A 23921-nucleotide genomic window follows, 5' to 3' on the forward strand; every position below is an offset into this window, starting at 1 on the left:
AGAGGTCTTGACCACTTGATTGGTCTGGACCATGCTGTGGCGCGCTCTCCCCGATTCCCCCACCCCCGGAGGCAGTTGTGGCCCGCACCAGACCTCTCTCCCTCGCCGTGGCGGGCGTCCTCGCCGCCGGCGGCCTCGTGGCCCTGACCCCCCTGGCCCACGCCGCCGACTCCGAACTCGCCCGCAACGGAGGCTTCGAATCCGGCCTGGACGGCTGGAGCTGTACGGCCGGCAGCGGGGCCGTCGTCCCGTCACCCGTGCACAGCGGGACGAAGGCCCTCCAGGCCACCCCGGCCGGCAGTGACAACGCCAAGTGCTCCCAGACCGTCACCGTGAAACCGAACTCCACGTACACCCTGAGCGGTTGGGTGCGCGGCTCGTACGTCTACCTCGGCGCCTCCGGCACCGGCACCACGGACGTCTCCACCTGGACCCAGTCCGCCCCCGACTGGCAGAAGCTCTCCACCGCCTTCACCACCGGCGCCTCGACGACCTCGGTCACGATCTACACCCACGGCTGGTACGGCACCGGGGCGTACGGCGCCGACGACCTGTCGCTGCTCGGCCCCGGCGGCGACCCCGTGCAGATACCGGCCGCACCCACCGGCCTCACGGCCGGCGCGCCCACCTCCACCTCGGTACCGCTGAGCTGGCCGGCCGTCGCCAACGCCACCTCGTACAGGGTCTACCAAGGGGGCGCCCTCGTCGCGACCGTGACCGGCACCTCGTACACCGTCACCGGACTCACGCCGAGCACCTCGTACAGCTTCCAGGTCTCCGCCGCCAACAGCGCCGGCGAGTCGGCGAAGTCCGCCGCCGTGACCGCGACCACGACCTCCGGCGGCGGGGGAGGGGGAGGGGGCGGCGGCGGCCAGCTGCCGGCGCACGCCCTCGTCGGCTATCTCCACGCCGGCTTCGCCAACGGCTCCGGCTACACCCGGATGGCCGACGTCCCCGACTCCTGGGACGTCATCAACCTCGCCTTCGGTGAGCCGACCTCGGTGACCTCGGGCGACATCCGCTTCAGCCTCTGCCCGCAGACCGAGTGCCCGAACGTGGAGTCCCTCGCGGACTTCAAGGCGGCCATCAAGGCCAAGCAGGCCGCCGGCAAGAAGGTCCTCATCTCCATCGGCGGCCAGAACGGCCAGGTCCAGCTCTCCACCACCGCCGCCCGCGACACCTTCGTCTCCTCCGTCTCGAAGATCATCGACGAGTACGGCCTCGACGGCCTCGACATCGACTTCGAGGGCCACTCGCTCTCGCTGCAGACCGGCGACACCGACTTCCGCAGCCCGACCAGCCCGGTCATCGTCAACCTGATCTCGGCGGTCAAGACCCTCAAGGCCAGGTACGGCTCGACGTTCGTCCTCACCATGGCCCCGGAGACCTTCTTCGTGCAGCTCGGCTACCAGTACTACGGCTCCGGCCCCTGGGGCGGCCAGGACCCGCGCGCCGGCGCCTACCTCCCGGTCATCCACGCCCTGCGCGACGACCTCACCCTGCTGCACGTCCAGGACTACAACTCGGGCTCCATCATGGGCCTCGACAACCAGTACCACTCCATGGGCGGCGCCGACTTCCACATCGCCATGACCGACATGCTGCTCACCGGCTTCCCGGTGGCCGGCAACACGGACCGCGTCTTCCCGGCCCTCCGCCCCGACCAGGTCGCCATCGGCCTCCCCGCCTCCACCCAGGCCGGCAACGGCCACACCACCCCGTCCGAGGTGACCAAGGCCCTCGACTGCCTCACGAAGAAGACCAACTGCGGCACCTACCAGACCCACGGCACCTGGCCCGCCCTGCGCGGCCTGATGACCTGGTCGATCAACTGGGACCGCTACAACACCTGGGAGTTCAGCCGCAACTTCGACGCGTACAACTGGAGCTGACCCGCAGGATCAGCAGCCCGAGGCAGAGACTGGCCAGCACGTCCAGCGGCCAGTGGTAGCCCCGCAGGATCAGCCCGGTGCCCGTCACCGCCGTGAGCACGGCGGCGACGGGCACCAGGCGTCTGGACAGCAGGAAGGCCGCGCCGAAGTACGCCACCATCGCGGTCGCCGTGTGGCCCGAGGGGTAGTAGCCGTGGGCCCAGGGTTCCAGAGGGCCGGGGCGGGCCGTCCACTCCTTCAGGGGGACCACCAGGAGGGGGACGGCGGCCATCGCGAGGCCCGCGTACAGGGCCGCGAGGCGGCGGCCGCGCCAGGCGGCGTACGCCAGGGCGGCGGCGAGGACCGGGAGGGCGACCGGCATGCTGCCGAGGTCGGAGGCGGCTTCGCTCAGGCCGCGCGGGACGGAGTCCACGAGGGAGCGGGAGAGACGTTCGTCGAGCCGGGCGAGGGGGCCGTGGACCAGGACCTGCCAGGTGACGACGGCGAGGGTGACAAGGGCCCAGAAGACGGCCGACAGCCCCGGAACAGGGGGGGTGGTTCCGGGGCGGTCGCCAGGGACGGGCTGCCGCGCGCCCCGGGGGGTGTGGGGCGGGCGGCCATCCGATCCGTGAGGAGTTCCGGAGCCCAGGGCTCCAGTGGTGTGCGCGAAGGCACGGTGTGGGCGGGGCTGGGGAGGCTCCGCCCGGGGTGTTTCTCTCATCTGCAGAAACCGTACGGCACGAATTGGGGGACCGACAGCCGGAACTCCATCCCGCCATCGGCCCCCCACAGCTTCTTCACACAGGGTGTCAGAAGGTGCTGTTCGGACGTCAGATCCGGTCGTCGGACCCGGTCGTCGGACCCGGTCACCGGATCCGGTCGTCGGATCCTCAGATCTGGGCGAGCCCGGCCTCGATGACGTCCAGGCCCTCGTTCAGCAGGTCCTCGCCGATGACCAGCGGCGGCAGGAAGCGCAGCACGTTGCCGTAGGTGCCGCAGGTGAGGACCAGGACGCCCTCGTTGTGGCAGTACTTGGCGAGCGCGGCGGCGGCCTCGGCGTGCGGCTCCTTCGTCGCCGGGTCCTTCACCAGCTCGATCGCGATCATGGCGCCGCGGCCGCGGATGTCACCGATGACCGGGAACTTCTCCTGCATCGTGGTGAGGCGGCCCTTCATGACCTCCTCGATGCGCTTGGCCTTGCCGTTGAGGTCGAGCTCCTTCATGGTCTCGATGGCGCCGAGCGCACCGGCGCACGCGACCGGGTTGCCGCCGTAGGTGCCGCCGAGGCCGCCACCGTGCACGGCGTCCATGATCTCGGCACGGCCCGTCACGGCGGCGAGCGGCAGACCGCCCGCGATGCCCTTGGCGGTGGTGATGAGGTCCGGGACGATGCCCTCGTCCTCGCACGCGAACCACTGGCCGGTGCGGCAGAAGCCCGCCTGGATCTCGTCCGCGACGAAGACGATGCCGTTGTCGTTGGCGAACTTCACGATCGCCGGCAGGAAGCCCTTGGCCGGCTCGATGAAGCCGCCCTCGCCGAGCACCGGCTCGATGATGATCGCGGCGACGTTGTCGGCGCCGATCTGCTTGGTGATCTGGTCGATCGCCTGGGCGGCGGCCTCGGGGCCGCAGTTCTCGGCACCGGTGGGCCAGCGGTAGCCGTAGGCGACCGGCACGCGGTAGACCTCGGGCGCGAACGGACCGAAGCCCTGCTTGTACGGCATGTTCTTGGCGGTGAGCGCCATCGTCAGGTTCGTACGCCCGTGGTAGCCGTGGTCGAAGACGACGACGGCCTGGCGCTTGGTGTACGAACGGGCGATCTTCACCGCGTTCTCGACCGCCTCGGCGCCCGAGTTGAAGAGCGCGGACTTCTTGGCGTGGTCGCCCGGGGTCAGCTCGGCCAGCGCCTCGCAGACCTCCACGTAACCCTCGTACGGCGTCACCATGAAACAGGTGTGGGTGAAGTCCTGCAGCTGCGCGGAGGCGCGGCGCACGACGGCCTCGGCGGAGGCGCCGACGGAGGTCACGGCGATGCCGGAACCGAGGTCGATCAGCAGGTTGCCGTCGACGTCCTCGATGATGCCGCCGCCGGCCCGCTTGGTGAACACCGGCAGCGTGGAGCCCACACCGGCGGCGACCGCGCCGAGACGGCGGGCCTGCAGCTCCTGCGACTTCGGGCCGGGGATGGCGGTGACGACGCGCCGCTCCTGCGGGACAGCGTTCATGCGGGGCTCCTGGGGGTGTTCCCGGGGTGTTCCGGGGGGTGTTCTGGACGCACTTGCGGGTTTCCTCCGCAGGCTAGGCGCGGCGGAGGGGCGGAGGCATGCGCCGATCGGGAGTGTTGGGGGGTGTGTCGTTGTCCGTGATGGACAGAACGGCTCCTTCCCCGCCGCCTCTTGTACTCCCTGGCGATGCGTGGCGCCCGGCCGGTCGAAACCCCTCCGGGCGGGCCCCGGCCCACTAGATTGACGGTGGCACAGTTGCGGCGACCTGGCTGGTCAGGGGGCAGGGGTTCATGGAGACCGACGGCACGTACGACCCGAGCGACACGCGGGGGGCCGGCGTACCCCGCCCGTCGACGCCGCCGGAGGCGGGAGTGCCGCCGCGCCCTTCGCAGGCGCCGCGACCGTCCGGGGCCGGGTCGTCCCCGGAGCGGGCGCCTGAGCCGTCCGGCGTATCCGCCGGGCCGGGCACCCCGCCGCCGCCGGTGGGGCCCCCGCCCGTCGTACCGCCCGCGCCGCCCGCCGGACCGCCCGCCGTACCGCCGCGCCCCGCCCGCGCGCCCGGCGCGCCCGGCGCGTCCCCCGTGTCCGCCGCACCCGGCGTGCCCGTGAGCCGGGTCGCCGCGTGGCTGGACGCGCCCCGGCCGCAGGCCGGGCTCGGGATCTGGCGGTACCGGCACGTGCCGCCCACGGAGGCGCCCGAGAAGCTGGCGCCCGTCACCATCCTCGGCATGCTGCTCCCGGTGCTCATCGGACTGCTCGTCTGGTCCGCCTGGCGCTCGGGCCTCTTCCCGTACAAGTCCCAGCTCGTGTGGGCCGTGACGCCCACGGACTGGTACTGGCCCGGCAGCCTCGTCTGGGTCGACTGGCACGGCCAGGCCGCGCTCGTGGTCGTCGACGGCGTGTTCCTCGGTGTCCTCGTCGTCGCCCTCGGCTTCCTCGGTTCCTGGCGGAAGATCGCCGCGCACTACTTCCGCCGGCTCCGCCCCGCCCCGCGCGCCCTGCTCGCCGCCGTGGCGGCCCTGGCCGCCCTCTCGCTGGTCTGGCCCGAGGCCTTCGGACTCGGCTGGGAACCGCTGCCCGTCGCGGGTTCCCTGCTCGCGCTCATCGCCCTGCTCACCGGCGGCTTCGAGGTCTTCACCTCCCCCTTCGTCGTCTACACCCTCTACACGCTCATCACCCTCCTCGTCCTCTGGCCCTTCGCCCGCCTCGGCGACTGGACCGGCTTCCTCCGCGCCCGGCGTGCCCGCAAGGCCCCGGCGGCCCCGGCCACCGCACCCACCGGCCCCGCCGCCCCGCCCTCGCGGTGGCCCGCCCTGCGCGCGGCCGGGGAGGAGCGGGCCGCCGACGTGCTCGCCGCCGAGGTCGCCGAGGGACGCATGAACGACGTCGACGTCGCCCGGGTGCGCCGGGCCTGGCGGGAGACCGAGCAGGACCGGGTGCGCCGCGCCGCGCTCGTCGGGAAGCTGCTGCGCGACGGGGCCGCCACCGCCGCCCACCCCTCCGGCGAGCGCGACCTGCCCGGGCGCACCGCCGACCACGACCTGTTCCTCGGCCAGGTCCGGGTCGGACGGTACGCGGACGCCGAGCGCACACCCGCCGCGTACCGCCGCGCCGGACTCGCCCTCGACCCCGGCCTGCTCGGCACCTCGCTCCTCGCCGTCGGTCCCTCCGGCTCCGGCAAGACCCGGGCCCTCGTCGCTCCCGTCACCGAGTCGCTCACCCTCCACGCCCTGGCCGGCGCCGCCTCCGTCGTCGCCGTCGCCCCGGCCGGGACCCCGCTCGGCCCCGACGCGGCCTACGACGTGGTCATCCGGCTCGGCGACCCCGCCTCGCCCCACGACCTCGACCTGTACGCCGGATCCACCGACCCCGACGAGGCCGCCGCCTTCCTCGCCGAGGGGCTCGTCGGCGACATGCCGGGCGTGGAGACCCGCCGCGCCGCCACCGTGCTCGCCCAGCTCGTCGGCCCCTACCGCGCCGCGTACGGCCGCTTCCCCACCGTCCCCGTCCTGCGCGAACTCCTGGAGGCCCGCCCGGAGACCCTGCGCACCCTCCACGACCTGCTGCCCGAGTCCGGCGCCCAGGCCATGCGCCGCGAACTCGACTCGCGCATCCGGCAGGTCGGCACCGCCACCGACCTCGGCCCGGTGCTCGCCGACCGGCTCGCCGCGCTCGACCGCCCCGTCTTCGCCGAGTTCTTCGGTACGGGAGAGGGCCCGGGCGGCGGTACGGGTGAGGGTTCCGGCGCCGGTGCCCCCCGGCCGTTCTCGCTCCGGGCCGTCGCCCAGCACCCCGTACGGGTCCGGATCTGCCTGCCCGACGGCGCCCACGAGGAGGCCGCCCGGCTGCTCAACCGGCTGCTGCTCGCCCAGTTCCAGACCGTCGTACGGGACCGGGCGCCCCGCGGCCACTTCGCCTGCCTGGTGCTCGACGACGCCGCCGGCGCGCTCACCCCCGGGACCGTACGGGGCCTCCAGCGGCTGCGCCCGGCGAACGCCGGGGTCGTGCTCGCCCTCCGTACCCTCGCCGAGGTCCCCGCCGAACTGCACGGGCCGCTGCTCGCCGCGGTCGGCTGCCGGATGGCCCTCGCGGGCATCCCCAACTGGGACGGACGGGCCTTCGCCGAGGCCTGGGGCACCGAGCGGGTCGAGACCACCGAGGTCGCCCACCACACCGTCTTCGCCGACCAGCCGATGACCCGCGCCCTGCACGCCCTGCGCAAGCTGATGACGGGCAAGGCGGTCACCACGGAGGCGGTGACGGTACGGGAGGTGGAGCGCGAGCGCTGGTCCGCCTCCGAGCTCGCGCACGAGGTGCCGCCCGGCCACGCCGTCCTCTCCCTCACCCATGTGCGCGGCGAGCACACCCCGCCGCTGCTCGTGGACCTGCGGAGCTGACGGCAGGGGGCCGGGCGTACTGGCAGAATCGGGGGCACGCCGCCCCCACCGGCGGCGCGCGCCCTCCCCACCCCGCCTGCGCTTCCTCCCCAGAACCTCAAAGGTCCGACGGTCCCCAATGCCGCCCACCCTCGCCTCGCTCGTCCAGCACTCGGCGCTCAAACTCACCGTCCGCGCCGGTGAGGACCGCCTCGACACCCCCGTGCGCTGGGCGCACGTCAGCGAGCTCGCCGACCCCGTCCCGTACATGGAGGGCGGCGAGCTGCTGCTCACCACCGCGCTCACGCTCGACGCCGAGGACCCCGAGGCGATGCGGCGCTACGTACGGCGGCTGCTCGGCGCCGGGGTCGTCGGCCTCGGCTTCGCCGTCGGCGTCAACTACGAGGACATCCCCTCCGCGCTGCTCGACGCGGCCCGCGAGGAGCATCTGCCGCTGCTCGAAGTGCCGCGCCGCACCCCGTTCCTGGCCATCAGCAAGGCCGTGTCCGCGGCCATCGCCGCCGACCAGTACCGGGCCGTGACCGCCGGCTTCGAGGCGCAGCGCGAGCTGACCCGGGCGGCGCTCGCCGAGGGCCCGGACGCGGTCGTCGCCCGGCTCGCGGCGCACGTCGACGGCTGGGCCGCGCTGTACGACACCTCAGGCACCGTGATCGCCGTGTCGCCCGAGTGGGCGGCGCGCCGGGCCGCCCGGCTCACCCCCGACGTGGAACGCCTCCGGGAGCGGCCCGCGCCCGCCAGCGCCGTCGTCGGCGGCACGGACGACCGGGTCGAGCTGCAGTCCCTCGGCACCGGGCGTCGGGTGCGCGGAGCGCTCGCCGTCGGCACGGGAGCGCCGCTCGGCACCGCCGAACGCTATGCCGTGCACTCCGCGATCGCCCTGCTCACCCTGACGACGGAGCGGTCCCGCTCGCTCCAGGCCGCCGAGCAGCGGCTCGGCGCGGCGGTGCTCCGGATGCTGCTCGCCGGGCAGCCGGACCACGCCCGCGGTGTCGCCGGCGACCTGTACGGCGGGCTCCTCGACGCCCCCTTCCGGCTGCTCATCGCCGAGCCCGTACCGGCGGTGGCGTCGGGCGGCGAGCCGAAGGAGGGCGAGTCGCCGCTCGCGGTGTTCGCCGAGGCCCTGGAGACCGCGGCCGCCCGCGCGGGCGAGTCCGTCCTGACCGTGCCCGAGGGGCCGGAGGGCGGGGAACGGCTCGTCGTCCTCGCCGGGGACGGGGGAGCGGTGGTCACCGCGTGCGAGGGCTACGCGAGCCGGGAGGCCGAGGAGGCCGGCCTGGTCGTCGGCCTGTCCGCGCCGACCGGACCGATCGCCGCGGCCGCCGCGTACAAGCAGGCCGAACAGGCCCTGTCGGTGGCCCGGCGGCGCGGCCGGGCCCTGGTCGAGCACGAGGAACTCGCGTCCGGGTCCGTGCTCCCGCTGCTCGCCGACGACGCCGTCCGCGCCTTCGCCGACGGCCTCCTGCGCGCCCTGTACGAACACGACGCCACCGGCCGCGGCGACCTCGTCGCCTCGCTGCGCGCCTGGCTGTCCCGCCACGGCCAGTGGGACGCGGCCGCGGCGGACCTGGGCGTGCACCGGCACACGCTGCGCTACCGGATGCGCCGGGTGGAGGAGATCCTGGGCCGGTCGCTGGACGACCCGGACGTGCGCATGGAGCTGTGGCTGGCGCTGAAGGCGACGGGGGACACGCCGCCGCCGGCGACGGGGGCGGCCCGCTCGAAGGGCTGAGGACGGGGAGGACGGGGAGGACGGGGCGGACGGGGAGGACGGGGCTGTGGCCCCGGATCCCACCCATCCTGCCCGATGCCGGGCAGAATTCCTGGCCGTGGAGGCCCTTGCTCCGTAATCTCCTGCGCATGACAAGCCCTGCCGCCGATCCGGCCGCCTCCGACGTCCAGTCGCCCACCCGAAAGCCCGCGACCGGGACCACCGGCCCCGCCCGGCGCATCCCCGCCGCCGTGTGGATGGCCCTCGGGATCGTGTACGTGGTGTGGGGGTCGACGTACCTCGGGATCCGGGTCGTGGTGGAGACCCTGCCGCCGTTCCTGTCGGCGGGCATGCGGTTCGTGGCGGCCGGGGTGATCCTCATGGGCGTCGTGGCCTGGCGGCAGGGGCCCGCGGCCCTGAGGGTGAGCGGGCGGCAGCTCGCGTCGGCGGCGGTCGTCGGCCTGTTGCTGCTGCTCGGCGGCAACGGCCTGGTCGTCCTCGCCGAGACGTCGATCCCGTCCGGCCTCGCCGCGCTGCTCGTCGCCGTCGTCCCCGCCTGGGTGGTGGTGCTCAAGGCCGCCACCGGCGACCGGCCGAGCCTCGGCGGCACCACCGGTGTGCTGCTCGGTCTCACCGGGCTCGGGGTGCTCACCCTTCCCGGCCTCAGCGGCGAGGTCGCGATCGGCGGGGTCGCCCTCGTGGTCGTCGGGGCGCTGTCGTGGGCGGTCGGCTCGTTCTCCGCGGGGCGGATCCCGATGCCGGCGAGCCCCTTCACCGCCAGCGCGTACGAGATGATCGCCGGCGGCCTGGCGTGCCTGGGCGTCGGTCTGCTGCGCGGCGAACAGCACGGCTTCGACCCGTCTGCGGTGTCCGGACGTTCCTGGGCCGCGCTGGCCTACCTCGTCGTCTTCGGCTCGCTCGTCGCCTTCACCGCGTACGCCTGGCTCATCCAGACCGCGCCGATCTCGCTCGTCGCCACGTACGCGTACGTCAACCCGGTCGTCGCCGTCGCCCTCGGCGCGCTCATCCTGGACGAGGCGCTGACCTGGCCGATCGTGCTCGGCGGGGTGATCGTCGTGGCGGGCGTCTGTCTGATCGTCTCGACGGAGCGGCGCCGCTGATCAACTACGCCTACGCTGTGGGCCGTCGGCGGCCGCAGGGGAGCGGCCGGGGAGTCAGGGGTGGGGATCGGTATGGCGGGGCGTACGAACGGCGACGGGGGCGACGGCGGGGCGCCGCCGGCCAAGTGGCAGGGGGTGCTCGGCTGCCTGGTCGTCATCCTCGTCGGGCTCGCCCTCGTCGGAGGGCTCTCCTCCTGTGTCGCCTCCGAGCTGGGCCGTATGCCCGGCGACTCGATGGAGCGCGTCTGGGACGCCCCGTACGACCGGACCGCCGCCGAGTACGGCAATCGCGCCTGGCTCGTCGACGGCACCGTCGTCCGCAGCCGCTTCGACGCCGTCACCGGCTTCGACGCCGGGACGGGGAAGCGGCGCTGGGAGTACGCCGTGCCCGGCCGGGCCGAGATCTGCGCCACCAGCACCGCTGCCGCCGACTCCGTCGCGCTGATCGGCCTCATGGAGGGCGGCAAGGGCTGCGCCACGGTCGTCGCGATCGACCTGAAGGACGGCCGCGAGCTGTGGCGCACCGGCCGCAGGCCGGGCAACGCCGACCCGAAGTACGCCGACGACGTCCTCGCCACCGGGGCCGGTCTCGCCGTGCTCCGTGACGAGGACGAGGAGTGGAACACCGAACCGGAGCGGCGCACGCGGCCCGTGCTCCCCGGCGACCAGGCGCTGCGCGCCTTCGACCTGCGGACCGGCGCCCCGCGCTGGAAGGCCGCCGTGCCGAAGGGCTGCCTCCCGCGCGAGGTGGCCGTCGCGTCCCGGCAGGTGCTCGCCGCCCTGAGCTGCGCGACCGAGGCGAAGCTGGCCGCCTTCGACCCGGCCGACGGCAGGGTGCGATGGACCGTTCCGCTGGGCGCCCGGCGCCCCGTCGCCCCGGACTCCTTCCTGTCCTTCCTGTCCGCCGAACCGACGGTGCTGACGGTCCAGGAGCCGGGGGACCACGGCGTGCACGCCTGGTTCGCCTTCGGGCCGGACGGCCGCCGTCAGGGGCAGATCGACGTCAGGAGCGTCGAGGCGGCCGTCGCCGACGGAAAGCTCTTCACCGCTTCCGGCGGCGTCGTCGCCTACGACCTGGCGAGCGGGAACGAAGTCTGGAGCTCGGACCGCCTCTATGCCAATCAGAGCGTCACGGCACTGCACGTGGGCGGCGGACGCGTGACGATCTTCACCCGCGAGCGTAGGGGCCTCGACGGGCTGCACGTCTACGACTCCGCCACCGGCGAGACGGTGGACGAGCGCACCTTCGACCGCGACACGGACGACGGCAACGACAAGATCACCGGCCTGTACCGGTACAAGGACCTGTACATCGCCGCCCGCTGGGGCAACGACTGGAACCGCCGGCCCTTCTCGGCGTACCGGACCTGGTGACGGGACCCGGCGACGGCGGCCGCCCCCGTCCCGCTCGGGCCCGCTTGGGCCAAAGCGGACAGGAGTATCCGCCACACCACTCCACCACGGACAAGCGCCTCTCCGCCCGCTTCGCCCTAACGTGTCACGAGAGCGCGAGGGCGACCCCTCGCACCACCCCATACGGAAAGGGCCGGGACGCAATGACGACCACCCACGCCTTCTGGCTCGCCGGCCGCAAGGCCACCGGCGAGGCCACCTTCGACGTCACGAACTCGTACGACGGACGTCTGGTCGGCAAGGTCAGCGTGCCCACCGAGGCCCAGGTCGAGGAGGCCGTCGCCGCCGCGCACGCCGTCGTCGACGAGTTCGCCGCGACCCCGGCGCACGTCCGGGCCGCCGCCCTCGACCACGTGTCGAAGCGGCTCGCCGAGCGCACCGAGGAGATCGCCCAGCTGATCTCCGCCGAGAACGGCAAGCCGATCAAGTGGGCCCGCGGCGAGGTCGGCCGTGCCGTGTCCGTGTTCCGCTTCGCCGCCGAGGAGACGCGCCGCTGGAACGCCGGCGAGGCGCAGCGCCTCGACACCGAGGCCGGCGGCGTGGGCCGGCTCGCGCTGACCCGCCGTATCCCCAAGGGCGTCGTGCTCGGCATCGCGCCGTTCAACTTCCCGCTGAACCTCGGCGCCCACAAGGTCGCCCCGGCCCTCGCCGTCGGCGCCCCGGTCATCCTCAAGCCGGCCCCGGCCACCCCGATCTCCTCCCTGATCCTGGGCGAGATCCTGGCCGAGACCGACCTGCCGGCCGGCTCCTGGTCCGTCCTGCCCGTGCCGAACGACCGCATGCCCGCCCTCGTCCAGGACGAGCGCCTCCCGGTCATCTCCTTCACCGGCTCCGACAAGGTCGGCTACGCCATCCAGGAGTCCGTGCCGCACAAGCACTGCACCCTGGAGCTCGGCGGCAACGCCGCCGCCGTTGTCCTGCCCGACTGGTCCTCCGAGGCCGACCTGGACTGGGCCGCGACCCGTATCGCCACCTTCTCCAACTACCAGGGCGGCCAGTCCTGCATCTCCGTGCAGCGCGTGATCGTGGACGCCTCCGTCTACGACCGTCTGCTGCCGAAGATCGTCGCGGCCGTCGAGGCCCAGGTCACCGGCGACCCGGCGGACGACGCCACCGACGTCGGCCCGCAGGTCGACGAGAACGCCGCCCAGCGCATCGAGTCCTGGGTCGACGAGGCCGTCGCGGCCGGCGCGAAGCTGCTCGCCGGCGGCAAGCGGGACGGCGCCTCGTACGCCCCGACCGTCCTCACCGAGCTCCCGGCCGGCGTCACCCTGGCCCGCGCCGAGGTCTTCGGCCCGGTCCTGACGGTCGCCAAGGTCGACGGCGAGGCCGAGGCCTTCGCCGCGGTCAACGACTCCGACTACGGCCTCCAGGCCGGTGTCTTCACCCACGACCTCCAGGCCGCCTTCCGCGCCCACCGCACCCTGGAGGTCGGCGGCGTGGTCGTCGGCGACGTCCCGTCGTACCGCGCCGACCAGATGCCGTACGGCGGCGCCAAGCGCTCCGGCGTCGGCCGCGAGGGCGTCAAGTTCGCCATGGACGACTACACCTACGAGCGCGTCCTCGTCCTGACGGGCCTCGCGCTCTAAGGCGTACGTCCTACGAGACCAGGCGGTCCGAGCCCACTGTGCGGGGGCTCGGGCCGCCTTTTCGTCCGTCCGGGCCAGTTGCCTTTCCGTACCCGCCGAAATCGGGTACGACGGACAGGAAGCCCAAGGAGGCGCAGGAGCCCGAGGAGGCGTCCATGTCCGCACCCGCACAGCGGCAGCCCAAGGTCACCGAACGCGAGGCCCGCCAGGTCGCCGAGGCCGCCCGCCAGCAGGACTGGCACAAGCCCAGCTTCGCCAAGGAGCTCTTCCTCGGCCGCTTCCGGCTCGACCTCATCCACCCGCACCCGCTGCCCGCCGACGAGGACGTCCGGCGCGGCGAGGCCTTCCTCGCCAAGCTGCGCGCCTTCTGCGCGACCCAGGTCGACGGCGCCCGCATCGAGCGCGAGGCCCGCATCCCCGATGAGACCATCCGCGGCCTCAAGGCCCTCGGCGCGCTCGGCATGAAGATCGACCCGAAGTACGGCGGTCTCGGCCTCACCCAGCTGTACTACAACCGCGCCCTCGCCCTGGTCGGCTCGGTCAGCCCGGCACTCGGCGCGCTGCTCTCCGCACACCAGTCGATCGGTGTGCCGCAGCCGCTGAAGCTGTTCGGCACCCAGGAGCAGAAGGACGCCTTCCTGCCCCGCCTCGCCCGCAGCGACATCTCCGCCTTCCTGCTCACCGAGCCCGACGTCGGCTCCGACCCGGCCCGGCTCGCCACCACCGCCGTCCCGGACGACAGCGACGGCGAGGACACCTACGTCCTGGACGGCGTGAAGCTGTGGACCACCAACGGCGTGATCGCCGACCTGCTCGTCGTCATGGCCCGGGTGCCCGCCTCCGAGGGCCACCGGGGCGGCATCACCGCCTTCGTCGTCGAGGGCGACGCGCCCGGCATCACCGTCGAGCACCGCAACGCCTTCATGGGCCTGCGCGGCCTGGAGAACGGTGTCACCCGCCTCCACCGGGTACGGGTCCCCGCCGCCAACCGGATCGGACCCGAGGGCGCCGGCCTGAAGATCGCGCTCACCACCCTCAACACCGGCCGGCTCTCGCTGCCCGCCGCCTGCGCCGGGGCCGGCAAGTGGTGTCTGAAGATCGCCCGCGAGTGGGCCGCCGAGCGTGAGCAGTGGGGCAAACCGGTCGCCCGGCACGAGGCCGTCGGCACCAAGATCTCCTTCATCGCCGCCACCGCCTTCGCCCTGGAGGCCGTCGTCGACCTCGCCTCCCAGATGGCCGACGAGGACCGCAACGACATCCGCATCGAGGCCGCCCTCGCCAAGCTGTACGGCTCCGAGATGGCCTGGCGGATCGCCGACGAGCTGGTCCAGATCCGTGGCGGGCGCGGCTACGAGACCGCCGAGTCGCTCGCCGCCCGCGGCGAACGGGCCGTCCCCGCCGAGCAGGTGCTGCGCGACCTGCGGATCAACCGGATCTTCGAGGGCTCGACGGAGATCATGCATCTGCTGATCGCCCGCGAGGCCGTCGACGCCCACCTCGCCGTCGCCGGCGAGCTCATCGACCCCGACACCGCCCTCGCCGACAAGGCGAAGGCGGGCGTCCGGGCCGGCGGCTTCTACGCCCGCTGGCTGCCGAAGCTCGTCGCCGGACAGGGGCAACTGCCCGGGGCGTACGGGGAGTTCGGCGAGCTCGCCACCCACCTGCGCTACATCGAGCGCACCTCCCGCAAGCTCGCCCGCTCCACCTTCTACGCGATGTCGCGCTGGCAGGGGAAGATGGAGCTCAAGCAGGCCTTCCTCGGCCGGATCGTCGACATCGGCGCCGAACTCTTCGCCATGAGCGCGGTCTGCGTACGCGCCGAACTGCTCCGCACCACCGGCTCCCACGGCCGCGAGGCGCACCAGCTCGCCGACGCGTTCTGCCGCCAGGCCCGGCTGCGGATCGCCGAACTCTTCGGGCGCCTGTGGGCCAACACCGACGACCTGGACCGCCACGTCGTGGACGGCGTCCTGGCCGGCTCGTACACGTGGCTGGAGGAAGGCGTCCTCGACCCGAGCGGCGACGGTCCGTGGATCGCGGACACCACCCCCGGCCCGTCGGCGAAGGAGAACGTGCACCGGAAGATCACCTGACCCCGATCGCCTGACCCCGATCGCCTGATCCAGGTCACCCGACCCCGAATCACTTGACTCCGGTCAAGTAATTCCGATCGCCTGGCCCCGGGCGCGCGGCCGCCGCGTCCACCCTCCGGACGCCGTCCCCGGGCCGCCGCCCCGCGCGGCAGACTGGCGCGCGTGACCGTCATCGAGATCCCCGGTTCCAAGTCCGTCACCGCCCGCGCGCTGTTCCTGGCCGCCGCGGCCGAGGGCACCACCACGCTGCTCCGGCCGCTGCACTCCGACGACAGCGAGGGCTTCGCCGAGGGTCTGAAGGCCCTCGGCTATGCGGTACGGCAGGAGCCCGGGGCCTGGCACATCGAGGGGCGGCCGGCCGGGCCGGCGCTCGACGAGACGGACGTCTACTGCCGGGACGGCGCCACCACCGCCCGCTTCCTGCCCACCCTCGCCGCCGCCGGACACGGCACCTTCCGCTTCGACGCCTCCGCGCAGATGCGCCGCCGCCCGCTCGGCCCGCTCACCACCGCCCTGCGCGAGCTCGGAGTCGAGCTGAGCCACGGCGAGCGCGAGGGACACCACCCCCTCACCGTCACCGGCCGCGGCATCAAGGGCGGCGCGATCCGGCTCGACGCCGGGCAGTCCTCCCAGTACCTCACCGCCCTGCTCATGCTCGGCCCGCTCACCGCCGAGGGCCTGGACATCACCGTCACGGACCTGGTCTCGGAGCCGTACGTCGAGATCACGCTCGCGATGATGCGGGCCTTCGGCGCCGAGGTCACCCGGGAGGGCCGCACCTACCGGGTCGCCCCGACCGGGTACCGGGCCACCCCCTACGCCATCGAGCCCGACGCCTCCACCTCCTCGTACTTCTTCGCCGCGGCCGCCCTCGTGCCCGGCGCCGAGGTCACGGTCCCCGGGCTCGGTACCGGCGCCCTCCAGGGCGACCTCGGCTTCGTGGACGTGCTGCGCCGCATGGGCGCGGAGGTCGAGATCGCGGACGACCGGACCACCGTCCGCTCCACCGGACGCCTGCACGGCCTCACCGTCAACATGCGGGACATCTCCGACACCATGCCCACCCTCGCCGCCCTCGCGCCGTTCGCCGACGGGCCGGTCCGCATCGAGGACGTCGCCAACACCCGGGTCAAGGAGTGCGACCGGCTCGACGCCTGCGCCGAGAACCTGCGCCGGCTCGGCATCGACGTCGCCACCGGCCCCGACTGGATCGAGATCCGCCCCGGCACCCCGGCCGGACCCGTGGAGATCGCCACCCACGGCGACCACCGCATCGTGATGTCCTTCGCGGTCACCGCCCTGCGCGCCCCCGGGATCACGTTCGACGACCCCGGCTGCGTACGGAAGACCTTCCCGGACTTCCACCCCGTTTTCGCCCGCTTCTCCCAGGGTCTGTCCCAGGCCCTGTGACCGGCCCTGTGAAACCCGCACAGTCTTTGCGGCAAGAATGGGGGGCATGAGCGACCGCCCTTCTCCTCTCGCCGACCCGCACATCGCCTTCGACGCGTCGGAAGGACGCCGGGACATCGTCGTCCTCGGCTCCACCGGGTCCATCGGCACCCAGGCCATCGACCTGGTCCTGCGCAACCCCGACCGGTTCCGGGTGACCGCCCTCGCCGCCTCCGGCGGCCGGATCGGGCTGCTTGCCGAGCAGGCGCACCGGCTGCGGGTCCGGGCCGTCGCGGTCGCCCGTACCGAGGCCGTCGAGGAGCTGCGTACGGCCCTGAAGGCGCTGTACGGGTCCGAGCCGCTGCCCGAGATCCTGGCCGGCCCCGACGCCGCCACCGAGCTCGCCGCCTCGCCCTGCCACACCGTGCTCAACGGCATCACCGGCTCCATCGGCCTCGCGCCCACCCTGGCCGCCCTGGAGGCCGGCCGGACCCTGGCGCTCGCCAACAAGGAGTCACTGATCGTCGGCGGCCCGCTGGTGAAGGCGCTCGCCAAGCCCGGCCAGATCATCCCGGTCGACTCCGAGCACGCCGCGCTCTTCCAGGCCCTCGCCGCCGGCACCCGCGCCGACGTGCGCAAGCTGGTCGTCACCGCCTCCGGCGGCCCCTTCCGCGGCCGGACCCGCGCGGACCTCGAAGGCGTCACCCGCGAGGACGCGCTCGCCCACCCGACCTGGGCCATGGGCCCGGTCATCACGGTCAACAGCAGCACCCTCGTGAACAAGGGCCTGGAGGTCATCGAGGCCCATCTGCTCTACGACATCCCGTTCGACCGGATCGAGGTCGTCGTCCACCCGCAGTCGTACGTGCACTCCATGGTCGAGTTCACCGACGGCTCCACGCTCGCCCAGGCCACCCCGCCCGACATGCGCGGCCCCATCGCCGTCGGCATCGGCTGGCCCGAGCGGGTCCCCGACGCGGCCCCCGCCTTCGACTGGTCCAAGGCCTCCACCTGGGAGTTCTTCCCGCTGGACAACGAGGCCTTCCCGTCGGTGAACCTGGCCCGGCACGTCGGCGGCCTCGGCGGCACCGCGCCCGCCGTCTTCAACGCCGCCAACGAGGAGTGCGTGGACGCCTTCCTCGCCGGAAGGCTGCCGTTCAACGGAATCATGGATACGGTCACCGCAGTCGTCACCGAGCACGGCACCCCCGCCACGGGAACCTCGCTCACGGTGTCGGACGTCCTGGAAGCGGAGACCTGGGCACGCGCCCGGGCCCGGGAACTCGCGGCGAAGGCAATCGCGGAGGCGCGCGCATGACCACACTCCTGACCGTCCTCGGCATCGTGCTGTTCGCGCTGGGACTCCTCGTCTCCATCGCGTGGCACGAGCTGGGCCACCTCTCCACGGCCAAACTCTTCGGCATCCGGGTGCCGCAGTACATGGTCGGCTTCGGCCCCACCATCTGGTCGAGGAAGAAGGGCGAGACGGAGTACGGCTTCAAGGCCATCCCGGCCGGCGGCTACATCCGGATGATCGGCATGTTCCCGCCCGGCAAGGACGGCCGCATCGAGGCCCGCTCCACCTCCCCCTGGCGCTCCATGATCGAGGACGCCCGCGAGGCCTCCTTCGAGGAGATGGAGCCCGGCGACGAGGACCGCCTCTTCTACACGCGCAAGCCGTGGAAGCGCGTCATCGTCATGTTCGCCGGGCCGTTCATGAACCTGGTGCTCGCCGTCGTGCTGTTCTTCGGCAGCGCCATGGCCATCGGCTACGAGACCCAGACGACCAAGGTCGCCGGCGTCCAGAAGTGCGTCATCGCCGCGGACGCCAAGCGCGAGAAGTGCCAGGCCGGCGACCCGGTGTCGCCCGCCTTCGCCGCGGGCCTGAAGGAGGGCGACAAGATCGTCGCCTTCAACGGCACCCCCGTCTCCGACTGGAACACCCTCTCCGACCGCATCCGCGCCACCATCGGCCCCGCCACGGTGACCGTCGAGCGCGGCGGACAGCGGGTCGACCTCCAACCGAAGCTCATCCAGAACGACGTCTACAAGAAGGACGCAGACGGCCGGGTCCTGCAGCCGCTGCAGACCGAACCCGCCGGCTACCTCGGCTTCGCCTCCAAGAGCGAGGTCCAGCCGCTCACCTTCGGCCAGTCCGCCGACCGGATGACCGAGCAGATGAAGGCCGGCGTCGAGTCCGTCATCGCCCTGCCCGGCAAGATCCCCGCCCTGTGGAACGCCGCCTTCGGCGACGGCGAACGCGCCAAGGACTCGCCCGTGGGCGTCGTCGGCGCCGCCCGCCTCAGCGGCGAGCTGATGGCGATCGAGGCCCCGCCGCAGACCAGGCTGGTCTTCTTCCTCAACCTCGTCGTCATGTTCAACGTGTCGCTGTTCCTGTTCAACATGCTCCCGCTGCTCCCGCTCGACGGCGGCCACATCGCCGGCGCGTTGTGGGAGGCGATCCGCCGCCACACCGCGCGGATCTTCAAGCGGCCCGACCCCGGCCCGTTCGACGTGGCCAAGCTGATGCCGGCCGCCTACGTCGTCGCCGGGGTGTTCGTCTGCTTCACCCTGCTCGTCCTCGTCGCCGACATCGTCAACCCGGTGAAGCTGACGTAGTACGCCCACGGCCGGACACCCCTGCGGTGTCCGGCCGGCCGCCGCCGGGGCGGTAATCTCGAAGGCCTGAGCGCGATGCGCGCCCGATGCGTCCGTTGAACCCGATGAACCCGATGAACCACACCTTGGGGTTGTACAGCTGATGACCGCGATCTCTCTCGGTATGCCGTCCGTTCCGACCAAGCTCGCCGAACGGCGCAAGAGCCGCCGGATCCAGGTCGGATCCGTGGCCGTCGGCGGCGACGCCCCGGTGTCGGTGCAGTCCATGACCACCACCCGCACCAGCGACATCGGCGCCACGCTCCAGCAGATCGCCGAGCTCACCGCCGCCGGCTGCCAGATCGTGCGCGTGGCCTGCCCCACCCAGGACGACGCCGACGCGCTCGCCACCATCGCGAAGAAGTCGCAGATCCCGGTCATCGCCGACATCCACTTCCAGCCGAAGTACGTCTTCGCCGCCATCGACGCCGGCTGCGCCGCGGTCCGCGTCAACCCGGGCAACATCAAGCAGTTCGACGACAAGGTCAAGGAGATCGCCCAGGCGGCCTCCGCGGCCGGCACCCCGATCCGGATCGGCGTCAACGCCGGCTCCCTCGACCGCCGCCTGCTCCAGAAGTACGGCAAGGCCACCCCCGAGGCGCTCGTCGAGTCCGCCCTCTGGGAGGCCTCCCTCTTCGAGGAGCACGGCTTCCACGACATCAAGATCTCGGTCAAGCACAACGACCCGGTCGTGATGGTCAACGCCTACCGCCAGCTCGCCGCCCAGAGCGACTACCCGCTGCACCTCGGCGTCACCGAGGCCGGCCCCGCCTTCCAGGGCACCATCAAGTCCGCCGTCGCCTTCGGCGCCCTGCTCTCCGAGGGCATCGGCGACACCATCCGGGTCTCCCTCTCCGCCCCGCCGGTCGAGGAGATCAAGGTCGGCAGCCAGATCCTGGAGTCCCTCGGCCTGCGCCCGCGCCGCCTGGAGATCGTCTCCTGCCCGTCCTGCGGCCGCGCCCAGGTCGACGTCTACAAGCTCGCCGAGGAGGTCACCGCCGGCCTGGAGGGCATGGAGGTGCCGCTCCGCGTCGCCGTCATGGGCTGCGTCGTCAACGGCCCCGGCGAGGCCCGCGAGGCCGACCTCGGCGTCGCCTCCGGCAACGGCAAGGGCCAGATCTTCGTCAAGGGCGAGGTCATCAAGACCGTCCCCGAGTCGAAGATCGTCGAGACCCTCATCGACGAGGCCATGAAGATCGCCGAGCAGATGGAGAAGGACGGCGTCGAGAGCGGCGAGCCGACGGTGTCGGTCGCGGGGTAACGAGTCACCCCGCGGCCCCTGCCGGTACCGGTTGGTCCGGGCCCGCCCCGAGAGACCGCCGAGTGAGCCGAAGGGCGCGCCGGGGGAACAGTCCCGAGCGCGCGCAACCTCCGAGGTACGAGGGGGCGAGCACGGTCGGGGCTGTGAGCCCGGCTCAAAGCGCCCGGAGGCGAGCGAGGCAAAAAGAGGGGTTAGAGTGCCAGGACCAGCAGAAACCGTACGGTGAGGCCCTCGTGTTGACGCAATCATCGACGCGGGTCCTCGAACCCGCCGACCTCGGCGCCGCGCTCGCCGTCCTGGAGAGCGCCCCCGTCGAGAACGCCTTCGTGACCGCCCGCGTCCAGCTCGCCGGGCTCGACCCCTGGCGCCTCGGCGGCGAGATGTGGGGCTGGTACCGCGACGGGCACCTCACCTCGCTCTGCTACTCCGGGGCCAACCTGGTACCCATCTGCGCCACCCCCGAGGCCGTCCGCGCCTTCGCCGACCGGGCCCGCCGGGCCGGGCGCCGCTGCTCCTCCATCGTCGGACCCGCCGGACCCACCGCCCAGCTGTGGCGGCTGCTCGAACCCGGCTGGGGCCCCGCCCGCGACGTCCGCGCCCACCAACCCCTCATGGTCACCGACCGGCCCTCCACGACCGTGAAGCCCGATCCGCTGGTGCGCCGGGTCCGCAAGGACGAGATGGACGTGATCATGCCCGCCTGCGTGGCCATGTTCACCGAGGAGGTCGGCGTCTCCCCGATCGCCGGCGACGGCGGACTCCTCTACCAGGCCCGGGTCGCCGAGCTCGTCGGCTCCGGCCGCGCCTTCGCCCGTATCGAGGACGGCAAGGTCCTCTTCAAGGCCGAGATCGGCGCCGCCACCCGCCAGGCCTGCCAGATCCAGGGCGTCTGGGTCGCCCCCGAACACCGCGGCAAGGGCCTGTCCGAGACCGGCATGGCCGCCGTCCTGGAGTACGCACTCGCCGACGTCGCACCGGTCGTCAGCCTCTACGTCAACGACTACAACGCGCCCGCCCGCGCCGCGTACCGGCGCGTCGGCTTCGAAGAGGTCGGCGCCTTCATGAGCGTGCTGTTCTGACCGGACCGTCCGACCGGCCTGTCCGGCCCTATAAGGTGCGGCGCATGGATGACACCGAGGTCGTGATCGCGCCGGTCAATCTCGCCGAACGGGTCGACGAGGCCCTCGCCGTCCAGGCCGTCGCCTTCGGCCTCGACGCCGCCGAGGTGGCCGTCCGCCGCCACATCGTGCTGCGCCACCTCCTCAACCCCGGCGCCCTCGCCTACGGAGCCACCACCCCCGACGGACGCCTCGCCGGCTTCGTCTACGGCATGCCCAACGACCGCAGCCACTGGTGGTCCACCGTCGTCGAACCGTATCTGCGGGCCGGCGGCCACAACTCCTGGCTGGACGACTCCTTCGTCATCACCGAGCTGCACGTCCACCCGGCCTTCCAGGGCCGCGGCGTCGGCCGCGGACTGATCACCACCATCACCGACCAGTCCGACCTGCCGCGCTCGATCCTCTCCGCGATCGACACCGAGAGCCCGGCCCGCGGCCTCTACCGCTCCCTCGGCTACACCGACCTCGCCCGGCAGGTCCACTTCCCCGGCGCACCCCGCCCGTACGCGGTGATGGGCGCGCCGCTGCCGCTCAAGCGCCGGTAGGGGCTCAGACGCCGGCGGGGCAGCGGAACTGATTTCTCGGAGCCGGGGCCACCCGGCTAACCTCCTAGCCATCACCCTTACCCGGCAGGAGTACGAGAACCATGGCCAACGCACCGGTCCAGCGCATGTCCCAGTTGATGGCGAAGACGCTGCGCGACGACCCGGCGGACGCCGAGGTCCTCAGCCACAAGCTCCTCGTCCGCGCCGGATACGTGCGCCGCACCGCCGCCGGCATCTGGAGCTGGCTGCCCCTCGGCAAGAAGGTGCTCTCCAACGTCGAGCGCATCGTCCGCGAGGAGATGGACGCCATCGGCGCCCAGGAGGTCTCCCTGCCCGCCCTGCTGCCCCGTGAGCCGTACGAGGCGACCGGCCGCTGGGACGAGTACGGCGCCGAGCTGTTCCGCCTCCAGGACCGCAAGGGCGGCGACTACCTCCTCGGCCCCACCCACGAGGAGATCTTCACCCTCCTGGTCAAGGACCAGTGCTCGTCCTACAAGGACCTGCCGGTCACGCTCTACCAGATCCAGACGAAGTTCCGCGACGAGGCCCGCCCGCGCGCCGGCATCCTGCGCGGCCGCGAGTTCCTCATGAAGGACTCGTACTCCTTCGACCTGGACGACGAGGGCCTCACCGCCTCCTACGGCCTGCACCGCCAGGCGTACCAGCGCATCTTCGAGCGTCTCGGCCTCGACTACCGCATCGTCGCCGCCACCGCCGGCGCCATGGGCGGCTCCAAGTCCGAGGAGTTCCTCGCCCCGGCCGAGGCCGGCGAGGACACCTTCGCCGACTGCCCGAACTGCGACTTCGCGGCCAACACCGAGGCCATCTCCTACGAGCTGCAGCCCGTCGACGGCTCCGCCGTCCCGGCCGCCGAGGAGATCCCCACCCCCGACACCCCCACCATCGAGACCCTCGCCGCCTCCCTCGGCGTCCCGGCCTCCGCCACCCTGAAGAACCTCCTGGTGAAGGTCGACGGCGAGATCGTCGCCGTGGGCGTGCCCGGCGACCGCGAGGTCGACCTGGGCAAGGTCGAGGAGCACGTCGCCCCGGCCGTCGTCGAGATGGTCACCGAGGCCGACTTCGCCGAGCGCCCCGACCTGGTCCGCGGCTACGTCGGCCCGCAGGGCCTCGGCAAGGTGAAGTACCTCGCCGACCCGCGCGTGGCCCCCGGCACCGACTGGATCACCGGCGCCAACAAGGACGGCATGCACGCCAAGAACGTGGTGGCGGGCCGTGACTTCGAGGTCGACGAGTACGTCGACGTCGTGGTCGTCCAGGAGGGCGACCCGTGCCCCAAGTGCGGCACCGGCCTGAAGCTGGACCGCGCGATCGAGATCGGCCACATCTTCCAGCTCGGCCGCAAGTACGCGGACGCGCTCAAGCTCGACGTCCTCGGCCAGAACGGCAAGCCCGTCCGCGTCACCATGGGCTCGTACGGCGTCGGCGTCTCCCGTGCCGTCGCCGCGCTCGCCGAGCAGACCGCCGACGAGAAGGGCCTGTGCTGGCCCGCCGAGGTCGCCCCGGCCGACGTGCACGTGGTCGCTGCCGGCAAGGCCCTGCAGACCGAGCTGGCCCTGGAGGTCTCCGACAAGCTCGCCGCGGCGGGCCTCCGGGTCCTCGTCGACGACCGCGCCGGCGTCTCCCCGGGCGTCAAGTTCACCGACTCCGAGCTCATGGGCGTCCCGAAGATCCTGGTCGCGGGCCGGCGCGCGGGCGAGGGCGTGCTGGAACTGAAGGACCGCCGCACGGGCGAGCGCGAGGAACTGACGGTCGACGAGGCGATCGCCCGCCTCTCCGCGTAACGCCGCGCCCCCGCCCCGTGGGCTGCACCCGCGGGGCGGCCCCCTCTGGCGCGGGCTGCGGCGGTGCCCCCGCGTGGGCCTGCGCCCCCGCGCCACCGCCGTGTGGGCATTCGTCCCGCTGGGGCGGGACGGGTGGGCACACGGGACGGCGCCCATGCGGGCGCGTTCCGCACCTGCGCCTGGACCCGCACCACCAGTGCGGCGCCCTACGGGCGAACGTCCAGGCGC

The 23921-nt window shown here is 73.0% G+C and carries 16 protein-coding genes; 14 read left to right on the top strand and 2 right to left on the bottom strand.

The window, feature by feature from the left end:
• The first annotated feature begins 77 nt into the window (after positions 1-77).
• The gene (locus AB0C73_RS32970; RefSeq protein WP_362537080.1) at positions 78-1892 is read left to right on the top strand and encodes a glycoside hydrolase family 18 protein; all 1815 of its coding nucleotides are present in this window, start codon (positions 78-80) and stop codon (positions 1890-1892) included.
• Here the strand turns inward: AB0C73_RS32970 and AB0C73_RS32975 are convergent.
• Both AB0C73_RS32975 and gabT read right to left on the bottom strand, forming a co-directional pair.
• Positions 1858-2592, bottom strand: a complete 735-nt coding sequence (locus tag AB0C73_RS32975) for a phosphatase PAP2 family protein (protein ID WP_362537081.1) — start codon at positions 2590-2592, stop codon at positions 1858-1860. The genes AB0C73_RS32970 and AB0C73_RS32975 overlap by 35 nt on opposite strands.
• A gap of 169 nt (positions 2593-2761) precedes the next feature.
• Positions 2762-4096 carry a 4-aminobutyrate--2-oxoglutarate transaminase gene (gene gabT / locus AB0C73_RS32980; protein ID WP_362537082.1) on the bottom strand — a complete coding sequence of 445 codons (1335 nt, stop codon included), beginning with the start codon at positions 4094-4096 and terminating at the stop codon, positions 2762-2764.
• A gap of 581 nt (positions 4097-4677) precedes the next feature.
• Here gabT and AB0C73_RS32985 point away from each other — a divergent pair.
• The 13 genes from AB0C73_RS32985 (at position 4678) to AB0C73_RS33045 (ending at position 23693) form a co-directional block, all read left to right on the top strand.
• Positions 4678-6993 carry an ATP/GTP-binding protein gene (locus tag AB0C73_RS32985; RefSeq protein WP_362537083.1) on the top strand — a complete coding sequence of 772 codons (2316 nt, stop codon included), beginning with the start codon at positions 4678-4680 and terminating at the stop codon, positions 6991-6993.
• 118 nt (positions 6994-7111) lie between these two features.
• On the top strand, positions 7112-8722 hold the full coding sequence (locus AB0C73_RS32990) for a PucR family transcriptional regulator (RefSeq protein ID WP_362537084.1): 1611 nt from the start codon (positions 7112-7114) through the stop codon (positions 8720-8722).
• 128 nt (positions 8723-8850) lie between these two features.
• The gene (locus tag AB0C73_RS32995; protein WP_362537085.1) at positions 8851-9822 is read left to right on the top strand and encodes an EamA family transporter; all 972 of its coding nucleotides are present in this window, start codon (positions 8851-8853) and stop codon (positions 9820-9822) included.
• Positions 9823-9882: 60 nt separating this feature from the next.
• Entirely contained in the window at positions 9883-11196 is a 1314-nt protein-coding gene (locus AB0C73_RS33000; RefSeq protein WP_362537086.1) for a PQQ-binding-like beta-propeller repeat protein, read from the top strand.
• 182 nt (positions 11197-11378) lie between these two features.
• On the top strand, positions 11379-12824 hold the full coding sequence (locus AB0C73_RS33005) for an aldehyde dehydrogenase family protein (RefSeq protein WP_362537087.1): 1446 nt from the start codon (positions 11379-11381) through the stop codon (positions 12822-12824).
• Positions 12825-12979: 155 nt separating this feature from the next.
• Entirely contained in the window at positions 12980-14917 is a 1938-nt protein-coding gene (locus AB0C73_RS33010) for an acyl-CoA dehydrogenase family protein (RefSeq protein ID WP_362537088.1), read from the top strand.
• Positions 14918-15079: 162 nt separating this feature from the next.
• Positions 15080-16327: a 3-phosphoshikimate 1-carboxyvinyltransferase gene (aroA, locus tag AB0C73_RS33015; RefSeq protein ID WP_362537089.1), complete on the top strand. Its 1248-nt coding sequence runs from the start codon at positions 15080-15082 to the stop codon at positions 16325-16327.
• A 46-nt stretch (positions 16328-16373) separates the two neighbouring features.
• Positions 16374-17624 (top strand): 1-deoxy-D-xylulose-5-phosphate reductoisomerase, encoded by a 1251-nt coding sequence (gene dxr, locus AB0C73_RS33020; RefSeq protein WP_362537090.1) that lies wholly within the window; start codon positions 16374-16376, stop codon positions 17622-17624.
• A complete protein-coding gene (locus tag AB0C73_RS33025; protein WP_362537091.1) occupies positions 17621-18925 on the top strand; it encodes a site-2 protease family protein in 1305 nt (434 codons plus the stop codon). Before dxr ends, AB0C73_RS33025 begins: the two co-directional genes overlap by 4 nt.
• A gap of 142 nt (positions 18926-19067) precedes the next feature.
• Positions 19068-20225 carry a flavodoxin-dependent (E)-4-hydroxy-3-methylbut-2-enyl-diphosphate synthase gene (gene ispG, locus AB0C73_RS33030; RefSeq protein ID WP_362537092.1) on the top strand — a complete coding sequence of 386 codons (1158 nt, stop codon included), beginning with the start codon at positions 19068-19070 and terminating at the stop codon, positions 20223-20225.
• Positions 20226-20458: 233 nt separating this feature from the next.
• Positions 20459-21304 (top strand): GNAT family N-acetyltransferase, encoded by an 846-nt coding sequence (locus AB0C73_RS33035; RefSeq protein WP_362537093.1) that lies wholly within the window; start codon positions 20459-20461, stop codon positions 21302-21304.
• A 44-nt stretch (positions 21305-21348) separates the two neighbouring features.
• Entirely contained in the window at positions 21349-21891 is a 543-nt protein-coding gene (locus AB0C73_RS33040) for a GNAT family N-acetyltransferase (RefSeq protein WP_362537094.1), read from the top strand.
• Between the two features lie 101 nt (positions 21892-21992).
• Complete coding sequence (locus AB0C73_RS33045) at positions 21993-23693, top strand: proline--tRNA ligase (RefSeq protein WP_362537095.1); 1701 nt, start codon at positions 21993-21995, stop codon at positions 23691-23693.
• Positions 23694-23921: the final 228 nt, after the last annotated feature.

This window comes from Streptomyces sp. NPDC048623, from assembly GCF_040650755.1.
GTDB lineage: Bacteria > Actinomycetota > Actinomycetes > Streptomycetales > Streptomycetaceae > Streptomyces.

What these genes read in the sequence shown, in the direction of transcription:
- ispG (WP_362537092.1), top strand. Translation starts at nt 19,068, where the DNA reads ATGACCGCGATCTCTCTCGGTATGCCGTCCGTTCCGACCAAGCTCGCC.
- AB0C73_RS32975 (WP_362537081.1), bottom strand. Translation starts at nt 2,592, where the DNA reads ATGAGAGAAACACCCCGGGCGGAGCCTCCCCAGCCCCGCCCACACCGT.
- AB0C73_RS33045 (WP_362537095.1), top strand. Translation starts at nt 21,993, where the DNA reads ATGGCCAACGCACCGGTCCAGCGCATGTCCCAGTTGATGGCGAAGACG.
- AB0C73_RS33005 (WP_362537087.1), top strand. Translation starts at nt 11,379, where the DNA reads ATGACGACCACCCACGCCTTCTGGCTCGCCGGCCGCAAGGCCACCGGC.
- gabT (WP_362537082.1), bottom strand. Translation starts at nt 4,096, where the DNA reads ATGAACGCTGTCCCGCAGGAGCGGCGCGTCGTCACCGCCATCCCCGGC.
- AB0C73_RS33025 (WP_362537091.1), top strand. Translation starts at nt 17,621, where the DNA reads ATGACCACACTCCTGACCGTCCTCGGCATCGTGCTGTTCGCGCTGGGA.
- AB0C73_RS33040 (WP_362537094.1), top strand. Translation starts at nt 21,349, where the DNA reads ATGGATGACACCGAGGTCGTGATCGCGCCGGTCAATCTCGCCGAACGG.
- AB0C73_RS32995 (WP_362537085.1), top strand. Translation starts at nt 8,851, where the DNA reads ATGACAAGCCCTGCCGCCGATCCGGCCGCCTCCGACGTCCAGTCGCCC.
- dxr (WP_362537090.1), top strand. Translation starts at nt 16,374, where the DNA reads ATGAGCGACCGCCCTTCTCCTCTCGCCGACCCGCACATCGCCTTCGAC.
- AB0C73_RS33010 (WP_362537088.1), top strand. Translation starts at nt 12,980, where the DNA reads ATGTCCGCACCCGCACAGCGGCAGCCCAAGGTCACCGAACGCGAGGCC.
- AB0C73_RS32990 (WP_362537084.1), top strand. Translation starts at nt 7,112, where the DNA reads ATGCCGCCCACCCTCGCCTCGCTCGTCCAGCACTCGGCGCTCAAACTC.